We start from the raw sequence: 25,752 nt of genomic DNA, 5'->3' as shown, positions 1-25,752 counted from the left end.
GGAGGAACCCGTTAATATCCATGGGGTTGTCAAAAGCGAGCAAGGATAGGTGTCGATGCTGATTCCCTATGAACTGACCACGGTGAACGAGCGTCTGCTGTTACGCTGGATCAATCCCGACCAGCTGGAGCTGCGGCCGGGATTTTTTCATGAGGCGGTGGAGGCGCTGCCGCAAGAGCAGCAATGCGCCGGGTTGACCCACTTTGAGGAACTGCTGAACGGGGAGGGCGTAGAGACGCCGCCTGCGGGCCTGATTTTTCATACCAGCCGATGTGGCTCCACCCTGGCGTGTCAGATGTTGAAGCAGCATCCGCAGGCGTTGGTGCTGGGGGAGCCGTTTCTATTGAACCAGATTGTACGTCATCAACAGCTGACCTCTTCGCGCAAAGTAGACGCGCTGCGCCGTTGCGTTGGCCTCTGGGCGCAATGGGCGGCGGAGACAGGGCGGCGCTTGGTGATCAAGTTGTCTTCCTGGAACCTGATGCATATTGATCTCTATCAGCGCGCATTTAACTGTCCGTCGCTGTGCCTGTATCGCGATTATCTATCTGTGCTGGAGTCGCTGTTGCGGGGAACGCCCAAATGGCTCACCGCAGACTGGCCGCCACCGCCATTTACCGGCGCTAACGCGGAGCTATTGCCGGATGCATCCTTGTTGGCGTCGCAACAATCAGAGGTTCAACCGGCGGATGTTAAACTGCTGGGCGCCGCTGCCGGGACCTACTTGGGATTCGCCCAGGCGATGCTGGCGGCGTTGGCGTCTGATACGTCAGTGCGGGTGATGGGGTATGAATTTATCGCGGGCGCCTCAGCGTCGCTGGCTGAGCATTTCGGCTTGGAGTCGTATCCAGGCATAGAGCAGGATATGTCGGGAGCGTCCAGGCTCTATTCAAAAGGCGCTTCTACGTATGAACCGCGAGATGCGAGGGACGAGCTAAAACGTCTGGATGCGCAGCTTGAACAACACTACCCGGTCCTGAGGCTTGCCTTGCAGGCGGTTTATTCGCGCCTGCAATCACATCGCCAATTACTCGGATGATAAAAAGCGCGGCAGGTAGGTGGAAGCCTTCACATAGCTCTCGCTGTCGGCTCCACCGGTAATGATGGCTCCATCGACTCTGAGCCAGGCATGTGCTTTCAAACCGCCATCGGAGCCGCTTTCTTTAAGAACGCCCAGGTGGATGACGTAAGGCGCTTTGTAAAACCCCAGCAGCGTTCTGGCCATAATCGCTTGCGCCAGACACTTGCATTCCCACGGCGTATAGCGGGCGACCAAACGGCAGACAGCGCCAATGCGTCGCGCCAAGAATTGCTGCTCTGCAGGGGCGTGAAACAGCGCCTCATGATTCGCAGACGCGCGCCCCAAAACCCAGGCGAAACGCCGAAACGGTAGACCCCAAATCATCACACACACCACCGCGCTGTACGGAAACAAAAACGCCAGCCACAACTTCTCCTGACGCGGAAGTCGCCAGGCGGTTTGGAGTTTACGGTAGAAGCGCGGCATGGAGTGAGTCGTCATAAGAACAGTTCCCAGGCCATTTTACGATTATTTGTCTATGGCGTTCAGTGTAGTTGAAGAATGAGCTTTATGAGCAGCTCCAGAAAATGCGCCAACTTGCCCCTTTGGATGTCGCTGTTTATGCTTTCTAGACAGAATAATCTCAGTAGAGTCTCAGTAGCTTATGGCGCGAACTCGTGGCGTAGTCCTGGCATTGGCGCTCCTTTTCGCCGGGTACACTTCATCCGCCGCTGAGACGGCGCGCATCGCTATTGGCGAATGGCCGCCTTATCTCTCTGAAGAGCTGCCGCATTACGGTCTGGCGGCGCATATTGCGGAAGTCTGTTTTAACGCCGCGAATGTAGATGTAGAGGTTGGCTTTTTCCCTTGGAACCGGGTGGCGCTGTTTGTGGAAAACGGACTTTGGGACACTTCTATTCTGTGGGTGAAAACTGAAGAACGGGAAAAGGTTTACCTGTTTTCCGATGTGATTTTTGAAGGCTCCGCTGTTTTCTTTTACGCCAAAACGCGGCCTATGCAGTGGCGCGACTACAAGGATCTGGTGGGACTCAAATTCGGCGGCCTGATGAGCGCCAGCTACCCTTGGTTTGAAGCCGCTAAGGAGCAGGGGATCCATCTCGAAATGGAAGTCGTGTCAGACGAACGCCTCAACTTCGCCAAACTACTCAACGGCCGCATAGACGCCTTCTCACTGGATAAATACGTCGGCCTGTATATCCTGCACAAAAACTTCCCCCAGGAATCCAACCTCATCACCTACAACCCCACCCCCATCGAATCCTGGCCCTACCGACTGATCTTCACCAAAAATCCACGGGGAGAAAAAATGCGCAACGCCTTCAACAAAGGACTCAAAATAGTCCAGGAAAACGGCCTGCTGGAACGGCTGTTGGATGATGCGGCTAATGGGCGGTATGTGGGCCGTTCAGCCGAGTGACTTGGCTGGTTTTATATCGTTAATTTTTGATTGTTCAGAAGTAGAAACAAAGTACTTGTCACTGAATGTTCTTGGTGGGTAAACTCGCTACGCTAAAACTAACTATTTGTTTTGTTTAAATATTGAGCGGTATCGTGTCCAATAGGGATATGGAACAGAGTGCAGCATCCTGCGCGCTATACACAACATTATTATTGTCTAGGCCGCTGACGACAGGCGCAAAGTCTGCCGTCAGCGGCTTTTTTATGCGTTAAAAAAGTCAGTCGGAAGTATTTAGGAGTCATCAAATGGTTGCGGTTGTATCAGGGGAAGGTCTGGGATTGTTTGGCGCGGCCTTGTCAGGCGCGGGGGCGGGACTGTCGCAAGCGGGCGTGGGCCAGGGCGGCGAGCGGGTCTACGTCAATGCGGCCACGGGCAACCTGGTGCTGCAGCGCCGCGATGAACTGCTGTTAGGCGCAGGGCGCGACGCCAGCCTGATCCGCACCTACAACAGCCAGGGCCGCTTCACCGACGACAACGGCGACAACTTCTACTTCAGCTTCAACCAGCGCCTGGAATTCAACGGCGGCAATCTGAACAAAGCCGGCAGCGTGATCACGCGGATCGCCGGCGACGGCAGCCGCACAGACTATCGTTATGACGAGAGCCGCGGACTGTATGTCTCCAGCGTCGGCGAAGGCGCTCACGACACCCTGGAATTCCGCGGCGGAACCGGCGCTGACGCGTTCCTGTGGACGGAAGGCGAGAGCGGCGCGCAGGAAGTGTACAGCTGGCAGGGCAAACTGAGCGCGCTGGCCCATCGCGACGAACCGGGACGGGTGACCATCAGCCGCAGCGCGGCCGCGACGACCCTGACGACGGCGTCGGGGGAGAAACTGGAGATTCAGTACGACGGCTCTGGGCGGGCGGTGCTGGTGAAGACGGTGGGCGCGGACGGCGCGCAACGCAACCAGACCTATTACGGCTATGACGCCCAGGGCCGTCTGACGACGGTGACGGTGGACCTGACCCCGGCGGACAACAGCATCGGCGACGGCCGTACTTTCGTGACGCGCTACAGCTACGACGGCGACAGCAAACGCGTGGCGAAGATGCAGGCCAGCGACGGCGTATCAGTGAGCTTCCAGTACCAGAACATCGGCGGCGAATACCGGGTGACCCGGGTCACCCAGGGCGACGGCGCGGACGCCATCGTCACCGCCTACGCCTATGATCTGGCGCAGCGCACGGCGACGGTGACGCGGGTGCTGGACCCAGCGACGCTGAGCGGCCTGCAGACGGTGCTGCGCTACGACGAACGCGCGCGCCTGGTGGAGCTGCGCCTGCCGCAACAGGACGGCGCCCAGAGCGTGCGCCGCTACGCCTACGACGCCGACGACAACCTCATCCAGAGCACGGACGCCGACGGCCACAGCGAGACCTACCGCTACGACGCCATGGGCAATCTGCTGACCCATACCGACCGTTTGGGCCGCGCCACTGACTACACCTATAACGCCCAGAACCAGACCCTGACGGAAACGACGGACGGCGCCACCCAGCGCTACGTTTACGACAGCGAACACCGTTTGCGCTACCGCGTGGACGCCCAGGGCGGCGTCACCGAATTCCGCTACAACAACCAGGGCCAGTTGACGGCGACCCAGGGGTATCTGGCGCGCTACGATCTGAGCGGTCTGGCTCACGATCAGGCGCTGACCGAAGGCTCTCTGAAGACCTGGACGGGCGCCGCCCGGGCGCAGGGAACCACTCTCACGGAATACGTCTACGACTTCCGCGGCCAGCTGAGCCGTCAGACCCGCTACAGCAAGACCGACGCCACGGGCGCGGGAATCGGCGCGGCGACGACGCACTTTATCTACGACGCGGAAGGGCGCCTGCTGAAGCAGGTCAACCCCGACCAGGCGGCGCTGACGGAGAACGCGAGCGCGGCCCCGGAGAGCCTGGGGCATCGCACCGGAGAAACGCTGTACGTCTACGACGGCCTGGGCCGGCTGCTGTCGGTGAAGGACGCGCTGGGCGCGGTGACCACGCAGACCGAATACCAGGGCGCGACCATCCTGAGCCGCGATGCGGCGGGCCTGCAAAGCGTGAAGACGTACAACAGCGCCGGCGCGCTGATCGACGTGGTGGAGCGCGACGCCGGCGGCGTGCTGCTGGGCAAGGCGCAACAGTATTACGACGCCCAGGGCCGGGTGATCCGCAGAGTGGACGCGCAGGGCGCGCAGACCCATTACGTCTATGACGGCCAGGACCGGGTGCGCTTTGAGATCGACACCCTGGGTTACGTCACGGAGAACCGCTATGACGCCCTGGGGCGGGTGACGCAGTCGCGTCGCTATGAGACCGCCTATCGCGGCGCCGACGTCAGTCTGGCGGCGCTGGAGACCTTCGCCGGGGGCCAGAGCGCGATCACCACGCGACGCTTCTACGACGCTGAGGGCCAGGTGCGTTTCGAAATCGACGCCCAGGGTTATGTCACCGGCTACGAGTACGACGGACAAGGGCGTGTTGCGAAGAAGACCCGCTACGACAAGGCGGCGGACCTGAACGCCGCCAACCTGGCGTCGCTGGCGGCGCATGCGCCGAGCTGGCGTGGCGATGGCGTCGTGCAGATCGACGCGGGACGGATTATCAAGAGCGCCGCCACCGGGCTCAGCGGAGGCCGGGCGGTGGCGAACGAAGCGCTGCAACAAGGCCGCGGCGCGCTGGAGTTTACCGTGGCGGCGCTGCCGACCGGCGCCTCCCTGGGCGCGGTGGGCTTCAACAAGAACCCGGAGACCGTCCTGACCGGGAACGATTACCTGAACGAAGTGGACCTGGGCGTCTTCATCCGCGACCCGGACGGCGCGGGTTCTCAGGGCCACAGCCTGATGATTCAGGTGAACGGCGTGCGCACGGAGCCGCCCTCGGCGACGCCGATCAAGGTTGGCGACCGCCTGCGCATCGAAATGTGGGGCGCGGACGCGCGCATCCTGCTTCAGCGCTCTGGCCAGCACGGCTTCACGCTGATTCAGACCCTCACGGGCGTGGTGGACGCAAACGCGAACTACACGGCGCAAACCAACCTGTACGGCGCGGGCGCGGCCATTGAGGCGGTGGCGCTCAGCGGCGACGCGGACTATCACAGCGCGGGCGTCGCCACCCGCTACGTTTATGACGCAAAGGGACAGGCGCGCTTCGAGGTGGACGCGCAAGGCTACGTCACGGAGAACCGCTACGATGCCCTGGACCGTGTAACCGAAAAACTCAGCTATAGCCACGCCTACGCGGGCGGCGTTTTCACCGAAAGCGCCCTGCAGACGTTCGCGAACGGCGCAACCCCGGCTTCGCATTCTCGTTTGGTGTATGACGCGAGGGGGCAGGTGCGCTTTGAGGTCGACGCTCTGGGCTACATCACGGAATTCGAGTATGACGCGCAAGGGCGGGTGGTTAACAAGAGCCGCTACGCGCATCCGGTGGACGCCGCTTCTGCGGATCTGGCGTCGCGCCTGCCTCAGTTATTGAACTGGGGAACGGATGCGGCGGTGTCCCAGCAAGGAGGACGCCTGACGCGCACCGGACCGGCGAGTCTGACCGCAGGCCGCGCAATCGCGGGAAGCGGCCTGACGGGCGGCGAAGGCGTTCTGGAATTCACCGTAGACCAACTGGTCAATGGCCAATCCCTGGGTGTAGTGGGCTTCAACCTGAACCCGGAAGAGCGGTTGTCGGGGAACGACTACTTTAAGGAAATCGACCTGGGCGTGTTTATTCGCGACCGTGACGGCGCGGCGGCGGAGAAGCACAGCGTTCTGATTCAATACAAGGGAACGCAGATCGCGCCGGCGACGATGCAGTTCGTGGAGGCGGGAGACCGTTTCCGGATTGAGCTGAAGGACGGCGACGCCCGCATTCTGTTGCAACGCAAGGGGCAGGATAACTACGTCCTGATTCATACCCTGAAGGATGCGGTGGACGCCACGCAGACCTATGTGGCGCAGGCGAACCTATACGCACAGGGCTCGGCGATTGGCGATGTCTGGATGAGCGGAACAGCGACGCAGAACAGTGAGCGCAGCCGCGAGCGCGTGATTTACGACGCCAAAGGCCAGGCGCGTTTCACCATCGACGCCTTGGGACAAGTCACGGAGAGCCGCTACGACGCCTTGGGTCGTATAACCGAGAAACTCAACTACAGCCATGCTTACACGGGCGCTGCTTTTACCGAAAGCGCCCTGCAGAGCTTCGTCAGCGGCAAAACGCCCGCTGCCCATTCCCGACTGGTCTACGACGTGAAAGGCCAGGTGCGCTTCACTGTCGATGCTCTGGGCCAGGTGACGGAGACCCGTTACGACAGCCTGGGTCGGGTAATTGAAACGCTCAGTTACGACGGCGCTTATACCGCTTCGACCGTTACCGAAAACGATCTGCAATCCTTTGTCAGTGGCAAAACAATTCTTTCTAAATCCCGCGTGATCTATGACGCGAGAGGCCAGGCGCGCTTCACCCTCGACGCTTTGGGGTATGTTACCGAGAACCGCTATGACGCCCAAGGGCGGGTGACGGAGAAGCGGAGCTTTAATGCGGCCTACGCCGGCGCAGACTTTAGTGAAAGCGCACTGCAAAGCTTCGTCAGCGGTAAAACCCCGACTACCCATTCCCGGCTGGTGTATGACGTCAAAGGTCAGGCGCGTTTTACGGTCGACGCCCTCGGACAGGTGACGGAGAGCCGCTACGACGCCTTGGGTCGGGTAACCGAGAAACTCAACTACAGCTCTGCTTACACTGGCGCCGCTTTTACCGAAAGCGCCCTGCAAACCTTCATCAGCGGGCAAACGTCGGCTTCTCATTCCCGTTTGGTGTATGACGCCAAAAGCCAGGTGCGCTTCACCATTGACGCCTTGGGACAGGTGACGGAGAACCGCTACGACGCGCTGGGCCGGGTAACCGAGAAACTTAGCTACAGCCATGCCTACACGGGTGGCGTCTTTACTGAGAGCGCCTTGCAGACCTTCGCGAATGGCGAAACCCCTGCATCCCATTCTCGTTTGGTGTATGACGCCAAAAGCCAGGTGCGTTTTACGATTGACGCACTGGGACAGGTGACCGAGACCCGCTATGACGCGCTGGGGCGAGCAGTTGAAACGCGCATCTACGATGGCGCTTATACGGGGGGCAGCGCTTCGGAAAGCGGTCTGCAGTCCTTTGTCAGCGGCAAACCCTCTCACACTCAATCCCGCGTAGTCTACGACGCCAAAGGCCAGGCGCGTTTCACCATTGACGCGTTGGGCTACGTCACGGAGAACCGTTACGACGCCCTGGGACAGGTGGCGGAAAAACTTAGCTATGACCGCGCCTACGCCGGCCCGGATTATAGCGAAGCGGCGCTGACCCAGTTCGCCAGCGCACAAAGTCAGCCGCGCAGCGGGCGCCTGGTGTATGACGCCAAAGGCCAGGCGCGGTTTGAGATCGACGCGCTGGGCCATGTGACGGAGCGGGAATACGACGCGGCGGGACGGGTGATCGCCACCTATCAGTACAACGGGGCGTTGCCGGCGGATGTGGCCTACACCGAAGCGGGCGTGGAGCAATGGCTGCCGCAGGCGGCGGAGTGGTCCAAGCGCACCGGCCCGCTGGTGGGCGGTTCGTCGCGCATTGAGCAGCTGGACGTGCCGGAAGCGAGAGACTTTACCGGCAGCGTGAGATCGCGGCAGAGCATTCGGGGCGAGGGCTATGTTGAATTCAGCCTGCCCTCGGAGGGCGTCAATGCCGTGTTCTGTGGTTTGAGCGAGAAGGATGGGGGCACTACCTACGAGGATCTGAACTTCGCGTTTTACCGCAAGCAGGGCGGCGTGGTGCGCTGCTATGAAGACTCGACCAAGGTGAAGGAACTGGGTGTGCTGCCCGGGGACACCCGTTACCGCATCGAGCTGAAAAACGGCAAGGTCAACTACTACATCAAACGGGAAACCGACGCCGGCTTTACGCTGGTGTACACCTCCGCGAAAGTGGCGGACTCGAGCAAGGCGTACGCCATCGACAGCTCCTTTTACAAAGGCGGCTCCCTGCTGAAAGACGTGGTGATCGGAACGCGGCTGGACGCCCCGGCGGGACGCGTCAACGTCAGCCGCACGGCGTACGACGCGCGCGGTCTGGCGCGCTTCAGCCTGAACGCCCTGGGGCAGGTGACGGAGACCCGTTACGACGCGGCGGGCCGGGCGACGCAGACGCTGCGCTACGAAACCGCCTACAGCGGCGCCGATTACAGCGAAGCGGCGCTGGCGCAGTTTGTCGCGGGCGAGACCCGGGCGCAACATGCTTACATGGTGTACGACAGCCTGGGCCAGGCGCGCTTCAAGCTGGATCACCAGGGCCATATCACCGAACTGGAATACGATCATAATGGCCAGGTGACGCGCACCCTGAGTTACGTCGCGGCCTATGACCTGAGCCAGCCGCTGACGGCGGCGGCGCTGGAAACTTATGTGCAAGGCCACGCTTCAGCCGGGGACCGGGTGGAGCAGGTCTTCTACGACGCCCGCGGCCTGGAAATCTACCGGATAGACGCTGGCGGACGCCTGATCGAACAGGAGTACGACCACGCCGGTCGTCTGACCCATCGCGTGCGCTACGCCGCCAGCCTGAATCTCGGAACCGCGGCGACCCTGACGCAAGTGACGCAGGCGGCGGACGCCCATCGCAGCGCGGCGGCGAACCAGCACAGCCGTCGGGTTTACGACGCCCTGGGACGCCTGCGCTACAGCCTGGACGGCGAGAACTACGTCTCGGAAACCCTGTACAACGGACAGGGGCAGGTGACGGAAGAACGCCGTTACGCCGCCCCCTGGACCCAGGCGGCGACCCTGAGCGCCCTGTCGGGGCTGCATCCGGATGCGGAAACCCGCATCACCCGCTACGCCTATGACGACGCCGGCCGTAAAATCAGCCAGTCGCAGCGGCTGATGACCGGCGGCGCGGAAACCTGGATTACTGAAAGCTACGCCTACGACGCCCACGGCAACCGCACGGCGGTGACCGACGCGCGGGGCAACGTCACCACCTTCGCCTACGATGCGGACAACCGCCTGATCGCCAAACTGACGCCGAAGGATTCCGTCGACGACGCGGACATCAGCGCCAGCGCGCGCAAAGGCGCGGTGACGCGCTACCAGTACGACGGCTTCGACAACCTGATTCAGGAAAGCCAGTACATCACGGAAGTGTCGATCCATGAACGCACGGCGGCGGATTACGCCACGGCGAACGTCCCGGCGAATAACGATCCGGTGAGCGGAGACCGGCATACCCGTTACGAATACGACGCCCTCAATCGCCAGGAGCGCATCCGTACGCCGGAGCTCAATGGCGTCTCCACTCTGACACGTAAGGAATATGACCGCTACGGCAACGTCACGGCGTTGATCGAAGCGGAGGGCTCCGCCCTGGAGCGCACCACGCGCTACGAATTCGACGACCTGAACCGGGTGGTAAAGGAAACCAAAGCGTTCGGCACGGCGAACGCCAGCAGCACCGGCTACGTCTACGACGCCTTCGGTCAGGTGGAGCGGGTGATTGATCCACGCGCTTACGCGTTGGTGGAGAGCAACGACGCCTGGGCGCAGGAAATGCGCGCGCTGATTCGCAGTGTCGCCAGTGGTGGGAGCGTTAATCGTGCGGAAGCGATGGCGCTGCAAATTCCCGCGCACTTGAAGACGCAGCTTTACAGTCTGCCGGACAAGGCGGAGAACCTGAACAGCTTCCATAAGCAGGCGCTGTATGAGCTGTACTCCCGCCAGCAGCGTTTCGACACGCTGGGCCGTAAAATCTCCGAGACGGACGCCAACGGTCAGGTCAAGTCCACCACCTACGACGCCTTTGGCAATATCGCTAAAGTGATCGATGGCGTCGGCAAAACAGGCTACTTCTACTACGACAGCCTCAATCGCCTGCGTTACAGCGTCGATCCCGCCGGCTACGTCATAGAAAACCAGTACACCAGCACCGGCAAAGTAAAAAGCAAGATCGAGCATTATGCGCCGATCACCCTTTCCGGACTGAACGAAAGCACGGCGCTCAGCGTCATCGCCGGCCGCATCAGCAGCGTCAATACGGGGGCGGTCAATCCCAACGCGCATATTTATCAGGTCGGCGGACGCACCGATTACGTCTTCGACACGCTGGATCGGGTCAGCGATATCGTTTATCGCCATACTCAGCTGGATGGGGCGGTGAAGAACTATGTGGAGCGTTTTGAGTACGACAAAGCGGGCAACCGCATCCGCATGGTGGACAAGCTGCAGAACTACCAGCAAGGACAAGGCGTCGTCGAAACCCAGGCGTATCGCTATGTCTACGACGCCGCCAACCGCTTGATCAAGGAAGTGACGCCGGCGGTCAGGGTATACCGGGCCAACGACGACCGCTCGGTGACGCTGCTGGCCAACGCAGGCGTAGAGACGCGTTATCAGTACGACGCCCTGGGCAACAAAGTGAAGGTGACGCAGGCGGCGAATATCGCGGAACAGAGCCGCACTACGGAATACCGCTATGACAAGCTGAACCGGGAGATTCTGCGCATTGATCAGGCGATGGACGGCATCTACGACGCCGCCGCCAACGCCACTTACAATAACGTCAGTCTGCATACCCGCACCGAATACGATCAGATGGGGCAGGTCGTTGCAACGACCCGACAAGCGCATCAGAACGGAACCACGCCTGTCGGCGCGGCGCGAGTGGAGCGCTATGGTTACAACGCCTTGAGTCAACAGATCTGGGCGGTTAACGCAGACTTTGGCCTCTCCGCCATGACCTACGATGCGGCGGGTAACCGCATTCAGGTGCGGCAGTATGGCGAGCGCTTGACGCTGGGGTATGGCGCGACGGAAGTCTCGGCGTTGATGAATAAGGACAGTGACGACTATCGTGAGCTGAACACCTATTACGATCGGGAAAACCGCGTCATCGCCACCCGCACCCGTGACGAGCAGTTGTTTGACCTCAATGCGGTCATTCATGGCGGCGGGGAGGACACGGAGCGCACGGGCTATTACGTCGGCGCGCAAACCACGCAGTCCTATTACGACGGCAACGGGCAGGTGGTGAAGTCCGTGGACGCCAACTACCAGCCGACCTACTACTTTTATGACGATCGCGGTAATCGCATCCTGCAGGTGGACCCGCTGGGGGTCGCCATTGCGTGGGAATACGACTATCGCGGCTCGGTGACGAAAGAAACCCAGTTCGCCGTGCCGCTCAAAGGAACGACCTTGCAGGCGCTGGCGGCGGATCAATCCAGTCGCAGCGCCCCAACGTTGATTGCAGAAGCGAAAACGGACCCGGCGCCCAGCAGCGACCCGGATAAGCCGGCGCCGCGCAACGCCGACAACCGGGTGACGGAGTTCCGCTACGACAACCTGGGCCGTAAGGTGCAGGAGATCAAGAAAGGCGTCGCCTACAGCGCCATCGACAAGAGCAGTGGCGCGCTCAGCCATACCAGCGGCGATCTGGTCACCGCTTACACATACGACGGCATGGGCAACGTAGTGAAAGTGGTGCGCCCGGGCGTCAATCATGTCACGGAGTTCACTTACGACAATCTGGGGCGGCAAGAGACGCAAACCGGAGAAACCTTCACGGACTTCGAAGGGGATACGGTGCGTCGACGTCAGAGCCAGTCTTATAACGCGTTTGGCGAGCAGGTGAGCATCAGCGCTACGGCGGTTCGCGCCGACGGCGGCGCGTTCAGCAGCAGCCGTGAAGGCGTTAGCGCAGACCGTAAGACGAAGCAAACGCGCACTGAGATTCATGTGCTCGATCGACTGGGCCGCACTATCACGTCTCTGGATGCGGATAACCGTCGTATCCAATACAACTACGACAGCTATGGCAATGTGACCCGTCAGCAGACGCTGGTCGGCGGCTACAGCAGCGGTTCGACGCATAATCGCACCCTGGACGTCTTCTTTATCTATGACGCTCAGGATCAGGAAATCAAACGCTGGGAAGTGGACCCGACCTATCTAAGCGAAACCGTCAGCAGCGAAGTGCGCTACAACAGCTATGGCGAGATTGAAGCGAAAGGCAAAGCGGGACAGTGGCAGGAGCAGTTCGTCTACGACCATATTGGACGCGTGCTTAAAACCAATAAGGACAACGGCGCCTGGAAGTTGTACCTGTATGACGCCAACGGCAAGGCGACGATGGAAATGCTGACCATCGACAGTTTTGAGCTGGATGGAAAAACCGTCACCCTGAAAGACATTAAGAGCGCCGCGGACGCCGCCAAACTCTCGCCGAAAGACGTACAGATCCGCGTCAGCGTGTATGACGCCAAAGGGCAGTTGACGGATGTGGTGGAGCCGCCCATGACCTTTGAAGGGTTAAGCGGGGAGATCCGATGGAAGGGCGCGGAAGGCGTACAAGGACAGCCTGGCTACGATAGCGGCACAGCGCCGACGTTAGGGCCATGGGTTGGGGCGGGAGAGCCTTCGTTGGGGCTGGCGCCTGTCGATACGAAGACGATTGCGGCGGGGATGCCCGTAAGAGATACCGTCTGGATCAACATAAATGATCCCGAAACGGATTCAATAGCGAAAATCCAACAAAAGTATGGGACGGGAGAGAAAACAACCGTTGGGACAGTCCCGGGCTTTGATCCGAATGATGATTCTGTTGCTACTCAGGAAATCCAGTTGGCCAAAATTGATGTCAACCTGAGAGAAAATAGCGCGGCGTTAAACATCAGCTTGTTGGACTCGGAAGTAAAAAGCTGGAAGCTGACTTATCTCTCATTGGACGAGCATATTGTTGACAGCGGAGTGCGTGAGGGCGCTTCCAGCGAACAGCTTGAGCTGCTGGGATTGAAGGCGGCGCGCTATGGGTATCGACTGGAGTTGCGCGACGATAAGGGGGGTGTGCTGGGCGAGCTCGTTGGCGATCGATTGGCGACAGAGCAAGATAAAACCCCTTCCGCTTGGGTCCTGCCGGTGGAGAATCAAACCGCTACCGTGACCATGACCGCCAAAAAGGTGGTGAAAACCATCGTGGATAAGTATGTAGATTCAAATAACTACGCTAACACTAAAACCACAGTACAAACTGAATATGTTCTGAAAGCGGAAACCAGAATCAGTGATCGCTGGGTGGAATACGACAACAATGGCGCTGTTGCAACTGAAAAGTGGGTGACCTCTGCGCGCTCAATCGAATCGCATAAGTTTCAGGAAAAAGTGGATTTGGAGCAAACGCGTCGACTACATAGCGAGTCGTCGAGTATATATGCATCCAGAAGAACTAATGAGAGTCAGTTGCCGGTAGGAGAGGTTCTATACAGTCCTTCATCTAGTATAAAGATTAAGCAGACTGGAAATGGAATGTGGAGCGAATCTGAATATGAAATAACTGTCCCAGAGATTAGAGCACTCCAAGGAGAGATTTTAGTTCTACGAATTGCGAATGGTTATAATGGCGCTGTAGACCTTGAAGTTACCCCTGGAAGGACAACCAGAATACGTGACTTACCTATGCTGCCGCCTAAATATATGAGTCTATATCGAGGCAATGAACTAATTATAAACAGGGAAGTGGAGTTTCAAGTTAATGGAGGGTTTGAACTTAACTCTATTCTAAATGTTCCTCCTCTAATTTCGTTCTCAAACTTTGGCGCCGATGCGCGATCTCTAAATGGAGAGTTTTTTGTTGCCGGGCAACAATTTCATCCAAGGCTGTCTACATTTAACTCTAACAAAATCGTATGGAATTTGGAGGAGATATATGACCGCCCCCTCCATGTGGATGCTTGGGTTACGAATGCGTCAGGAGAACATCTCTCTCAATTAAAGTTAAGCAGGGACTCTATTGCCAGTAATTTGGTCGTTTTGAGAGAGTTTGACTACATCCACGGAGGCGGCAGCTTATGGGAAGAAACCTGGAAAGGCCATTCCGAATCAGCCCAAGGCACACAAACCACTGCTCCCTGGTCAGGCAACACACTACAAAACAGCTATCTACGCAGCCTTGCATATCACTATGTCAAATCTGCGGGAGCAACCACGCAAGACGAAGGCTTCAACGCCACTTATGGTTCCGTCGAAGGCAATATTATTCGTCGTCAGAATCGCTATAACGCGTTTGGCGACGTGGTTGCGGAAGTGGATGGTCGGCGTACGAAGGAGAAGTACGACAGCAAGGGCGATCTGGTGTATGACGAGCATGGTCAACCCGTCCAGGTCGCCGTTTCAGGCAACGTCACCCGTTATGAATATAACCAGTTAGGGAAGCTGGTCCGAGAGGTGAAGCCAGAGACCGATATCAATCCTGAGAAGTCCGATGCGGTGCGCGCCAGACCCATCACCTCGTATTACTACAATGAACTGGGCGAGCAGGTCGCCGTCAGGGACGCGCGCAGCCACTATACCGGCGATGTTTATTACAAGAAGCAGGTGGTGGAAAACGGGCAGGTCGTTAAGTCCTATGATCGCACGGGAGCGACGAAATCCTTTGCGTACGACATCTACGGCGCTAAACGTACGGAAGTCACGGAGCTGGGACAGCGTATCCAGTATGGTTACGATGCCGTAGGCAATCTCACCTCCCAAAAACGCTTCAACGCCGCGGGTCAGTTTTATGCGCAGGATAGTTATGGTTATGACTCTCTGGGTAACCGCATTACCCATACTGATGCGGCTGGGAATACAGAAACCTATCTCTATGACGGCGTGGGTCGAGTCCGCGAGCATGCCAGTTTTGCTGGTCGCAAGACTCGGTACGCATATCGTTATATTGAGTCCATTGGCGGAGGTTTGGGGGGCTACGAGAAAATCACACAAACCGGCATGTACGGCGGCAGTGGCGAGTTAAATCGCATCACAGATCAGTCTGATTATTTCGGTCGCGCCCGACTGCATAACGATTTGGGCGGCCATGTTTTCTCTTACGACTACAACCAGGCGGGCTGGCTGATGCGGCAAACGGGGAACACTGCCTTAAGCGAGTCCCAATCTAGACATAGCGCTGCCCGCAATAACCAGGATATTGAGTATCGTTACTATGCTAACGGTTATCTCAAAGAGGTTATTGACCGCGGAGCGGGAACCAAGGCGAGTTACCAGTATGATAAAAACGGCAATCGCACCCTGGAGGCCTATTACGATCTGGCCCACGATGCGGACAGCGCCTCAACAGACGGTTACTCAGACTATCTGCCCTACCAGGTGGCCCGTATTTATTATGATGAGCTGAACCGGGTCAAACAGGTTGTGGACCCCAGCTTTGATATCAAATACGGCTACGACGCCAACGGCAACCGTCGTTTTACCGATACCAAGTACCTGGAATATACCGATGCAAGCGGCGCCAGACCGGCGAAAGATCCGCAAACGTTTTTCTATCTGTATGACAAGGAAGACCGTTTCAATATCACCATGGGTCGCCGTAGGGGAAGCAATGGCGGCTATGTGATTGATCAAGGCAACACCGGCTACGCCATCCAATATTATGCTGATGGCAATCGTAAGAGTGCGGAAAGCAATCTGCTGGATAACAATGGCGTGGCTGCGTATAGCTACGAGCGCTATGATTACGGCGACTTGGGTACCGTAGACAGGGTTTTCCTGAAAACCGCTCCTGGCGGAGTGGAATCCTTGCGCGCCAAACGTGTGCATAACAACGTCGGCCATATGCAGACCTATACGGAATATGACGCTTCCTTTAACGTGACCTCGCACCACGGCTACACCTATGACAAAGATGGCGTTGTGGATAAAGACACGACCTATAAAGACGCCACAGATCTGACGAAAAAGAAATCGGAGCTGGACTATAACTATCTGATGGACGGCAAGACCATTAAGAATGTGATCCAGACGAACTATGAGTCAGATGGTACGTCGATGGAGACTCAGATAACGACGTCGTATATCTATGATGATTACGATAAGTGGGACAGTTTTAAAGCGACGGAAGTGAGAATTGGCGGCACAGGAAGTAAAGATTACTTAAAAGTTGGCTGGAAAGAAGGGCGTTCAGTTTATACCTATGACGCTAATGGATATAACACTTACTTGTTGGATGGCCACACCGGTCGCTCCATTGACTATGTCACCAACTATCAGGGACGAGTTCTTAGACGGCAAGAGTTGAATCGTGATGAGCGTGTATCTGAGAACAAGTCTCCATATGTACGCAGGTTCTACTTCGCCAACAACAAAGTCATTGGCGATGTAGGTAATGATCCGGTTCCCTCCCGGTTTGACTATGCACAGGCGTTGGCGCAGCAGGACGCCAATAAGCACAACGATATACGTGAAAGGGTTACGCCCACGACTTCTGCTGACTTTGATCAAAACTATCAGCCGATCAACCCGAACTACCCTGGCAGGTCTCCGAGTTATTATGTTGTCAGTGAAGGTGATACTCTGCAAAGCGTCGCGCTATCGGTATGGGGAGATAGCTCTCTTTGGTACATTCTGGCGGACGTCAATGGGTTGAACGGCTCGGAGAAGTTGGTCGCCGGCTTCAACCTGAAAGTGCCGAATGTCGTCACCAACATCCATAACAACTCGGAGACATTCAGACCTTATGATCCGGGGCTGGCGTTGGGCGATACCAGCCCGACATTGCCAGATCCGCCACCGCCCCCACCACCCAAGAAGAAATGCGGTTTCAAGGCCTTTCTGGTTATTGTGATTGCTGTTGCAATAGCTGTTTTGGTGACGCCCGCCGCAATTCAAGGAATCGGAAGCTTAATTGGCGCAACCGTAGCAGAATCGGGCGCAGCAGCGGTGGCCGGTGGTTTTGTCGCCAATGGATTGGGCTACACGGCTGTGGCGGCAGGAGGATTTGCTGGAGGTTTCTTGAGTAGCGCCGCTTCTCAGTTGGCGGCGAAAGAGTTTGGACTGCAAGAACACTTTTCTCTTCGAGGCGCCGTACGCTCGGGACTGACTGGCGCGGCGACCGCGGGCGCCAATAGCTATGTCAAAGTAAACGGATGGGACCAATGGGCGCAAAACGCTGCTACAGCTGGTGCCGCAGTTGGCTCCAACTACTTGGCTGGCAAAGCCACCAATCTCCCCACCACCTTCCGCTGGAGAGACGTCGCCACCAGCTTCGCCGCCGCCTCAGTAATGAGCGGCATTGGCGTCGGCGATGAAAATGCATTTTACAACAAAGGCCTACAGGGCTATGTCGACGGTCTGCTTCCTAGCAGCATTAAAAATTCCAGTATCGCCAGAGACGTTGTCCAAGGCCTCACCGCCGGCGCAGTATCTGAAGCCGTTCGCGTAGCGGTCTATGACAGCGAAGACTATCGCCCTGACTATGTGGGAATGATCGCGGGGGTTGTTGGTAGTACGTTGGGAGGTTTGGCGTTGTCGGGAGTTGCTAAGGAGAGTCAACAAAGCTCGGCTGCTACAGTGAGCGCGACTGAAAAGTCTTATTCGGACGATTATCTGTATAAGTATGGGATAGCGAGCCTGGATGGTGAGGGGCCGGTCGGCCCGGCGTATGAGCTTAATTATCTTCAGGAGAGGGACGAGACTGACAGTTTGCTCGGTGAATTTCAAAAGGATGTAGACTCTGGAGTTGAGCTGTTGATAAGCGACGCTTTACTGAAACTGGACTTCAGTCAGACATTATTCCCAGAAGAAAGCTCGATGATGTCTAGAATATCTGAACTCTTTAGTGGCATCACGCTTGATAGCGTGAAAGAAGCAATCTTTCCAAATATTACGGCACTGGGAGAAAGAGGTGTTGAAGGGAGTTATTGGGATGGCGCCATCGGCGTAGGAAAAACCCACTACAACAATATGGCGTCGATGTTCAATATGTTGGTTAAGAGCTCGCCATTGGAGTTTTATAATATAGGAGCTAAAGCTTTGGGCTATGAGGCCCCCTTCCAAGTAGATGAGCTTTATATCAACGATCAAGAACTCTTGGGGGCTGCAAGTTATGAGGGGATTAGTACTATCGGTGGGCTATTCAGTCTGGAGAAAGTAGGAGCGAGAGTTTCTGCAAGAGTAAATTCTGTGCTTGCAAGGAAGCTGGAGGGAATAGGGGGGGGCGCAGATAGTACTTTTATGCGAGGAAAGCATGTTGGTACGATTGATAAGTCATTTATTGCAATACCCTATGACAAGCAGGTCGAGGCTTCTTTTTCAAGAATTGAAGAGGCTTTTGGGAGTGAGTATGCATTGAAAACAAGAGAGTTGTTTGACTCGGTAAGGCACAAAAACTTTAATAGCCCTGGTGATATGGGATATTTTTCGTTGACAGGAAAGAGTCCTAGTATTTCTTTGAATAAACAATTCGGAAATAGCGATATTATGGCTCTAACAATTCTTCATGAAGTTAGACATTTGAGACAGTTTAACAAAGTGCTGAAAAGTTTGAATCTCCCTGTTCCTACAAGTACATATGAAAAAGTTTTTAATCATTATAGGGCTCGGAGTGCATGGGAAAGAACTTTTACTTTGCAAGAAAAAGAAGTTTTTGCTACATCCACAAATATTTGGCAAGCAAATAAGCTTGGGCTGAACGAGGCCGATAAAAAAATATTTGTTGACTACTTTAACTATTGGAGAGGCTTGTAGATATGGAGTTAAGTGTTAAGTTGATTGATGGCTTTTCTTACTCGGCAAGTGGGAGTAAATTTCCACTTGAAATAATTATAAGCTCTGATGATGTGATGCTGATTGATGAGAATGTAAGTGTGAATAGACTGGAGCTTTGCAGCTTGAATGTAGAGTTTCTTAGCTTTGGTATCAATCGGATGATTACAAGTAAAAAAACAAATGCCATAGAGTTATCTCCTCGTAAGCCATACAGGAAAATTATAGATCTTATGGACGAGGGAAACTTAGACGAAGAGGATGAAGTTCTTGAAGGTGAATATGTAATAAAAGCTTCTGTTACTGTGATGGCCTATAATGACGCAGGTCTGGTTGAAGCAAAATTCATAGAATTAGGTCGAAAGGTAACGGTAAGTGTGACTAAGTAGGCTATTTTTGTCGTAAATTAAAGAAAATTATACGCGATAACTTTGGAGCGCTTTGGCTCGATTTATTTTGGTATGCTCTATGATTTATACATGGCATTTTTTCTTGAGAGTGTTGTTTGGGGCTTGTTATGAAATTAAGGAATGCCGGAGCTTGCAAGGATAAAGGGTTGATAGGTGGTATACGGAGATGGAAAAGCATTTCTATAATAAGAAAGTTGGCTTTTTTATTGGATATGAAGGCTTTTTCCCTTGGCGGAGAATTATTTTGGGATTCTGGATGATTTGAGAGGTATATCTTTTCATGGTGCAACTCCTCTAAGGGTTTGCAAGCTTATCTATTGTAATCTATCTTTTAGTGACTTTGAGTCGGCAAAAATATTCGACTCCGTCTTTGCATGTTCGAATTTTTCGAGACTCTAATTTTAGTGGGGTAGAGCTGTTTGGTTCTACATTTGTTAATGTTAGAGGTGAAGCAATTAACTTCTCGAATAGCATAATAACTGATACATGCTTCAATGGTAGCAACTTGAAAAAGGCATCATTCTGTGGGGCTAGACTCTCAAACGTAGATGTGAGCGTCTGTAACCTTAGTGGAGCTATGCTTGAAAGTATATCTTTAAGTAGGGTTAATCTTGCCGTCTCAAAAATTTCTAGGGATGAAGGCAAGGTGCTATAAAAAAGATCGAATGGGTTTAGAATTATAAGACATTCTAGAGGACAGCTTTGGTGTTGTATTGACTAGTCCGCTAGAAGCCATCATTAAATCTGGATTAGCCCCTAAAAGCCCCTTGGAATAAAGTATTTTCACTTTGAGTGAAATAGGCAAACCGACCCTGTAAATAATTCTGTGTATCTGCCTGGTTATTAAAGATACTCCGTTAAGCGATCTTCGAACTCGATCATAAATCGGTTCAGCGCTGACTTCCAATTCCTGATCGGCATCGTCCATTTCTTCGACGCATCCATGATCGCCAGATACACCACCTTTCTCGCGGAATCATCCGTGGGGAACAGCTTCCGTTTCTTGATCACTTTCCTAATGACGCTGTTAAGGGACTCAATGGCATTGGTCGTGTAGATGGCCCTGCGAATGTCTTCCGGGTAGCGGAACAGAGTGTTGAGATTCTCCCAGTGAAGCCGCCAGGATCGGCTGATCTGGGGATATTTCTCATCCCATCGTTCGGCAAATTTGTCCAGCTCTGAGAGGGCTTCCTCTTCGGTGGCCGATTGGTAGATCCGCTTCAGATCTGTTGTGACCGGCTTATAGTCTTTCCATGGCACATACTTCACCGCATTGCGCACCATGTGCACGATACAGAGCTGTATCCGGGTTTGGGGATACACGGTATTGATCGCTTCGGGGAAACCCTTCAGACCATCCACACAGGCGATCAGAATGTCCTTCACGCCCCGGTTCTGTAACTCGGTCAGCACATTAAGCCAGAACTTCGCCCCTTCGGTTTCAGAGATCCACATCCCTAACAGTTCTTTGTGACCTTCCAGATTCACTCCCAAGGCAAGATAGATCGCCTTGTTGATCACCTGCTTATCCTGGCGGATCTTCACCACAATACAGTCCAGGTATACGATGGGATAAACCGCATCCAGAGGACGAGACTGCCATTCCACCACCCGCTCAATCACGGCATCCGTGACTTTGGAGATTAAGGTGGGAGAGACATCCGCGCCATACATTTCCTTAAAGGTGGCCACGATCTCTCGGGTGCTCATGCCTTTGGCGTAGAGGCTGAGAATCTTGTCGTCCATGGTGGTGAAGCGGGTCTGCTGCTTCTTGACCAGTAGAGGCTCAAAGCTGCCCTGACGATCTCTGGGAGTATTAACTTCAAACTGACCGTCCTCGGTACGGAGGGTCTTGCTGGAATAGCCGTTACGGCTATTGTCTGAATTTGAAGATTGATGTTTCTCGTATCCCAGATGCACATCCAGCTCTGCATTGAGCGCGGCTTCCACGGTCGCCTTGGTGAGCATCTGACGGAACTCGTTGAGATCCTTTTCTGTTTTCAGAGATTTGGCTGCCTCACGGGCAAATGCTTCTAATTCTTTCTGGTTCATTGTCTACCTATCCTTAACCCCGCTATAGGGTACTAGTGATAGGCAGATACACAAATTAAATTACAGTCTCGGCAAACCTACAAACTCCACCCATACAGCGCCAACACCCCATTACCCTCATCACAAACAAATTCCCTACTCCCAGGCAGATAGTTAACAGGAAGGTCGCACGGGTATTCGTAAAGCAGTGCGCCGCTTTCCAGGTCCCAGATGGTGATGGCGTCGCCTTTTTCCGTGGTTGAGAACAGGTATTGGTCGTAGTAGAAGGCGTTCATGGTGGGGCCGGCGAACCATTTGATTTGGTCGCCGCTTTTGACGTCGAAGATGGCGGCGCTGGCGAGGGGGACGTCGTAGTCGGTATGCAGGTCCTGGCATCCCCAAATACAGATGCGGTCTTCGTCGATCCAGAAAAAGGGCGATGACCAGAAGTAATCCCAGCTTGCGTACATGACTTTGGATTCGCCGATGTCCGGTTCCCAGGGGTTGTGGTTAAGCCAGTGCTGCAAGTCCCAGCTGTAGGCGACGCCAACAGGGTGCCATACCCAGCCGATAGTGGCGATGCGTTGGTTGTCAGGCGAGATAACGAGGGCGCCGCTCCATTCACTCATAAAAGTAGCGTCTTCATCATGTTCTGGGGGCGTGTCGGAATGGCGTTGGGTTAGACATTCTCCTGTTCTCGGGTCGAAGATATCCAGTTGATTCCAGTCGGTAGCGCAGACTAATAAGGTTTTCCCATCATGTTCGGAAAAAGCAACGGGGAAGTCCGCTTCTTCCATATGGTAGTCGCCAGCGTCAAGCTGCATGAGGAGCTCGCCAGAGCTGAGGTCCAGCACCAAGCCTTTATTGGAAGAGCCTTCGTCTGCATGCCGGTATAGCAAAGAGGTGATGGCCAGAAACTGATTGTCAGGACTGATCTTCAGGGTAATTGCCCCAGCGGGATGGATCTGCTCAACAGGCAAGGTTGCGACCTGGACGGATTCGCCATTCTGGAGATTCACACGCCACAATCCGCCATCATCGGTGAAAAGCATGGCGTCCGTGGGATGGTTCTTTAGCGGCTCAAGGTCAAGAAGGGCGCGTCCGTTTAGTAAGTCGAGATGAATTTCCCGCCGGGTAAAATGGAATGCTTTCGGTTCCCTTTTGATTTCCAGCATGCCCGCTATCGACCAATAACAATTGGCGTCCGCCGCCACAAAACAGTCATCGCACCAATAGCAATGTTTAAAGTTTTCCGCATCGGCGCATTCCGCACAAAGATATTCCGCTTGCTCTCCAACTCCGATAAAGCGTTTAACGCCGTTTTTAACTGACATGTCGAAAATATGCGGGCAGACGCAAATGTGCGGGTTGGCGTGGGAACAGTGTTGAGTTGTCATTGTCATCCTTTGAGCAGACTGCATTGAGGCTGGAGTCGATTGCGCTATCAGGCTCTTGGCGAGCGCCCGGGGCGAATAGCGTTAGTTTGGCTAAACTAGCGGCTTGGCCAGCTGGAGTCAATCGCCCTTGTGAGAAGGGCGATTGAGTTTACATCAGGCGGCGCCATGAGCTTCCGGGTTATTCAGACGTATCGTTATCTCATGCAGGCGCGACCAGCTCTGTAATGTCGTCGGCAGTGAGACTGCCGCGTCTCCAAACTGCCAGGAATAGGTGACAATGGAGAACAGGGAGCCTGTTGTTATGCCGACATAGCTACTACAGAGCCAAAGGTTGAGTACGACGAAGGCGGTGATCAGCAAAAAAATCAGACCATAGACAATGGACTCCGCATCGGACAGGCGCACCTGCCAATGTCGTATGGCGTGCAGATGCTTCAGCAACTGTCCCGGCTGGCGGGCGCTTAATATGCTGACTTGGCGCTCCATCTGTGAGTTAAGGCCGCCGTTGAGGCGGAAAAATCGATGATGGAAACACAGATACACCGTCAGCATGGCGACCAGTAGTCCGAGGGCGCTCATCGCCAGATCCATTGAGAAAGACGACAGAATCATGGCGGAAGCAATCAGTGTGATGACCGCCGCGAATAGTTCCGGCGTGTCCTTTTCAATAAAGTCGACCAGCTCCGTCGCCATATGCAAGCGCGCATTGCGAATGGAGACGGACAACGCCTGTTGTCGTAGATCCAATTCTGAGCCCAGTTTGACGCGTATTTTGCTATAGGCGCGGGTGTCATAGAAACGACGCAGGACCGCGATGGCTGTGATCAAAACGAAGGCGCAAACCAACCAGGCCAGTTGAGTCGAACCGCCGGACAGCATATCGTCTATCGCCAGTCCGATCAGTAGAGGGATGGCCGCGTCCAGGGCATATTCGAGAAACACCAATAGCCAGGTGAGTCCTACGCGCCAGCGGAATTCTTTTAATATTCGGCGTAAGCCTATTTCAGGTGCGGCGTTCATCGCGCCGCCCTTTGTTGTTCATCTTGTTGCTCATCACGCAGGCGAGTCCAGCGTGCAGATTTTTTATCGGTTTCATCATGTCAGGTTGGTTAAACAGGTAATTTGTCATGATTGACAATTTATGTTCGTGAGAATAAATTGTCAATATTGATAATTTATATGAGGGGCTTTATGGCGCGACCAAGCAAAAAGTCGGAAAGAACGGAAGAAATCATGCAGGCCTTTCGGCGTTGCGTGGCCCGATATGGTCTGGAAGGGAGCACGTTGGAACGTATTGCGGAAGAGTCGGGTCTGCAACGCAGTCTGGTGCGCCATTATGTCGGCAATCGCGAGGATTTGACTCTACAACTGATCGAGCAAATGGCGGCGCAGTATGATCGTGAGTGGAGAGAGATGCTGAGTGACCTGCCGGCGACTGAGGTTGCGCCAGCGTTTCTGCGCATGTTGTTTGAGTATGAAGATGATGACAGAGAGCGTATGCAATTGGAGTCAGCCCTAATATTCGCCGCAAGCCGGGATGCGGCGATCAGCGACGCCATGCGCTCATGGACAGAGAAGTTTTATGGCGATATTGCGGAGGTTCTCAGACGGGACTATCCCGATACTGACGACGATGCTCTGCAGTCGGTCGCTTTTGGTATCGCCTCTTTGTATTTCAATATAGACACCATGCAACCCTTACAGATGGCGGACTGCTACCGCGCCTCTGCGCTTGACGCCGCACGTCGTCTGGTGGCGACGTTAGAGTGATTTTTGCGCCACCCTTCCCAGAGTTGCGCAGATTTTCCCCTGCAGATATCCACACAACCTGTGGATATCTCTTTGGAAAACACTGGAATCCCTTTATTCCGTAGGGCTTGCAGGATTTTTGGTATTTTATGATCAGGGTGTTTTTTACGCGGTGATGACAGTGATGGAAAAAGTTACTCGATGTAGGATTTCAACACTCTTTCATAGGTTGAAAGTCCATCGTCGCCCTGATCATTTTTCAATTGGTTCAAGACATGTTGAAAGAGTTGGATCGTCTCATCGGGCGTGTCTTTGTGGAAGGCGAAATAGAGATCTCCTGCTGAGCCGAAACTCCAGACCGGCTCATAATCCTCCAGCTTGGCCCCTTGTTGTTTGAGGAGCCATAGTGCGGTTCTTTGTCCATAGGACCACAGGTGGATGCGGCGGAAAATCAGCATGCGGGCGGCGATATCCGGATGCGAGACGGTCTGGCGGATATCCTTCGGGATATGGTAGGCGTCCAGCACCTGTTCCCCCATATCGCTGGCGACCGCGACGACTGAGAGGTCGTCCAGATCTGATAACTGTTTTACTTCAAAATCACGGCGCTTTCTCGCCATAAGCACCACCGGCGAAGAGGCGACGGGACCGACCCAGCGGAACAAGTCTTCGCGATCCGGATTGCGACGGGTGCTGAACAATACGGTGTTCGGCTCGTTTAAGACCATGCGATATCCCCGCGCCCAGGGATGCACCTGAATGTCTTTGCGTGTCTGTTTTGAGCCGATAATTTGCAGCACCGCTTCCAGCAAGTCCACGGAGCTTCCTTTGAGCTCGCCATTCTCGGTGTAGTTATAGGGAGGCGATTCTTCCGTGATAAATCGGAGCCCGCCGGCGGGATCTGCAGCAATGGTCTGGATGGACGGCAGCAAGAATACGAATGTCAGGAGCAGGCTCCGCCACTTCAACTTCTTTGGTCTGAACATCAGAACGCCACCTGCTTAGAAGGCGAACGCCGACGCAAAGCCAGGATACCTAAGGCGTCGGCAGTAGTTGTTTAAAGTATTGTATCGATATACGGAAGCGTCAAACGGGGTGGGGAAGTTTGAAAGAAACAGGA

General features: G+C 55.0%; 11 protein-coding genes. 6 read left to right on the top strand and 5 right to left on the bottom strand.

Translation table 11 applies throughout. The features are described from left to right. Positions 1-55: 55 nt before the first annotated feature. Positions 56-1,039, top strand: coding sequence for a hypothetical protein (locus tag O5O45_RS20400; protein ID WP_305901185.1), 984 nt, complete (start codon positions 56-58; stop codon positions 1,037-1,039). Here the strand turns inward: O5O45_RS20400 and O5O45_RS20395 are convergent. Next, complete coding sequence (locus O5O45_RS20395) at positions 1,028-1,522, bottom strand: lasso peptide biosynthesis B2 protein (protein WP_305901184.1); 495 nt, start codon at positions 1,520-1,522, stop codon at positions 1,028-1,030. The genes O5O45_RS20400 and O5O45_RS20395 overlap by 12 nt on opposite strands. Before the next feature lie 163 nt (positions 1,523-1,685). On the opposite strand from O5O45_RS20395, the gene O5O45_RS20390 reads away from it, so the two are divergent. The 4 genes from O5O45_RS20390 (at position 1,686) to O5O45_RS32030 (ending at position 20,110) form a co-directional block, all read left to right on the top strand. After that, positions 1,686-2,459 carry a substrate-binding periplasmic protein gene (locus O5O45_RS20390; RefSeq protein ID WP_305901183.1) on the top strand — a complete coding sequence of 258 codons (774 nt, stop codon included), beginning with the start codon at positions 1,686-1,688 and terminating at the stop codon, positions 2,457-2,459. Positions 2,460-2,746: 287 nt separating this feature from the next. Further along, a complete protein-coding gene (locus O5O45_RS20385) occupies positions 2,747-19,027 on the top strand; it encodes a LysM peptidoglycan-binding domain-containing protein (protein WP_305901182.1) in 16,281 nt (5,426 codons plus the stop codon). Between the two features lie 2 nt (positions 19,028-19,029). Next, positions 19,030-19,434 carry a hypothetical protein gene (locus O5O45_RS20380; RefSeq protein ID WP_305901181.1) on the top strand — a complete coding sequence of 135 codons (405 nt, stop codon included), beginning with the start codon at positions 19,030-19,032 and terminating at the stop codon, positions 19,432-19,434. Positions 19,435-19,789: 355 nt separating this feature from the next. Beyond that, the gene (locus tag O5O45_RS32030; protein ID WP_371747860.1) at positions 19,790-20,110 is read left to right on the top strand and encodes a pentapeptide repeat-containing protein; all 321 of its coding nucleotides are present in this window, start codon (positions 19,790-19,792) and stop codon (positions 20,108-20,110) included. A gap of 188 nt (positions 20,111-20,298) precedes the next feature. On the opposite strand, the gene O5O45_RS20375 is transcribed toward O5O45_RS32030, so the two are convergent. The 3 genes from O5O45_RS20375 to O5O45_RS20365 all read right to left on the bottom strand — a co-directional run bounded on the left by O5O45_RS20375 (position 20,299) and on the right by O5O45_RS20365 (position 23,903). Further along, on the bottom strand, positions 20,299-21,507 hold the full coding sequence (locus tag O5O45_RS20375; RefSeq protein ID WP_305900391.1) for an IS256 family transposase: 1,209 nt from the start codon (positions 21,505-21,507) through the stop codon (positions 20,299-20,301). A 77-nt stretch (positions 21,508-21,584) separates the two neighbouring features. Then, a complete protein-coding gene (locus O5O45_RS20370; RefSeq protein WP_305901180.1) occupies positions 21,585-22,883 on the bottom strand; it encodes a WD40 repeat domain-containing protein in 1,299 nt (432 codons plus the stop codon). Positions 22,884-23,036: 153 nt separating this feature from the next. Further along, on the bottom strand, positions 23,037-23,903 hold the full coding sequence (locus tag O5O45_RS20365) for an ABC transporter six-transmembrane domain-containing protein (protein ID WP_305901179.1): 867 nt from the start codon (positions 23,901-23,903) through the stop codon (positions 23,037-23,039). A gap of 171 nt (positions 23,904-24,074) precedes the next feature. Between O5O45_RS20365 and O5O45_RS20360 the strand changes: the two genes are divergently transcribed. Continuing rightward, positions 24,075-24,653: a TetR/AcrR family transcriptional regulator gene (locus tag O5O45_RS20360; protein ID WP_305901178.1), complete on the top strand. Its 579-nt coding sequence runs from the start codon at positions 24,075-24,077 to the stop codon at positions 24,651-24,653. Positions 24,654-24,826: 173 nt separating this feature from the next. On the opposite strand, the gene O5O45_RS20355 is transcribed toward O5O45_RS20360, so the two are convergent. Next, positions 24,827-25,618, bottom strand: a complete 792-nt coding sequence (locus O5O45_RS20355; RefSeq protein WP_305901177.1) for a substrate-binding periplasmic protein — start codon at positions 25,616-25,618, stop codon at positions 24,827-24,829. Positions 25,619-25,752 lie beyond the last annotated feature (134 nt).

The organism is Hahella sp. HNIBRBA332 (genome assembly GCF_030719035.1).
In the GTDB taxonomy this organism is placed as follows: Bacteria; Pseudomonadota; Gammaproteobacteria; order Pseudomonadales; family Oleiphilaceae; genus Hahella.
This window is presented reverse-complemented; position numbering and strand designations above follow the sequence as displayed.

Bases quoted from the DNA above. Each gene is read 5' to 3' on its own strand.
- O5O45_RS20375 (WP_305900391.1), bottom strand. From the start codon at position 21,507: ATGAACCAGAAAGAATTAGAAGCATTTGCCCGTGAGGCAGCCAAATCT.
- O5O45_RS20390 (WP_305901183.1), top strand. From the start codon at position 1,686: ATGGCGCGAACTCGTGGCGTAGTCCTGGCATTGGCGCTCCTTTTCGCC.
- O5O45_RS20360 (WP_305901178.1), top strand. From the start codon at position 24,075: ATGGCGCGACCAAGCAAAAAGTCGGAAAGAACGGAAGAAATCATGCAG.
- O5O45_RS20355 (WP_305901177.1), bottom strand. From the start codon at position 25,618: ATGTTCAGACCAAAGAAGTTGAAGTGGCGGAGCCTGCTCCTGACATTC.
- O5O45_RS20365 (WP_305901179.1), bottom strand. From the start codon at position 23,903: ATGAACGCCGCACCTGAAATAGGCTTACGCCGAATATTAAAAGAATTC.
- O5O45_RS20400 (WP_305901185.1), top strand. From the start codon at position 56: ATGCTGATTCCCTATGAACTGACCACGGTGAACGAGCGTCTGCTGTTA.
- O5O45_RS20385 (WP_305901182.1), top strand. From the start codon at position 2,747: ATGGTTGCGGTTGTATCAGGGGAAGGTCTGGGATTGTTTGGCGCGGCC.
- O5O45_RS20370 (WP_305901180.1), bottom strand. From the start codon at position 22,883: ATGACAACTCAACACTGTTCCCACGCCAACCCGCACATTTGCGTCTGC.
- O5O45_RS20395 (WP_305901184.1), bottom strand. From the start codon at position 1,522: ATGACGACTCACTCCATGCCGCGCTTCTACCGTAAACTCCAAACCGCC.
- O5O45_RS20380 (WP_305901181.1), top strand. From the start codon at position 19,030: ATGGAGTTAAGTGTTAAGTTGATTGATGGCTTTTCTTACTCGGCAAGT.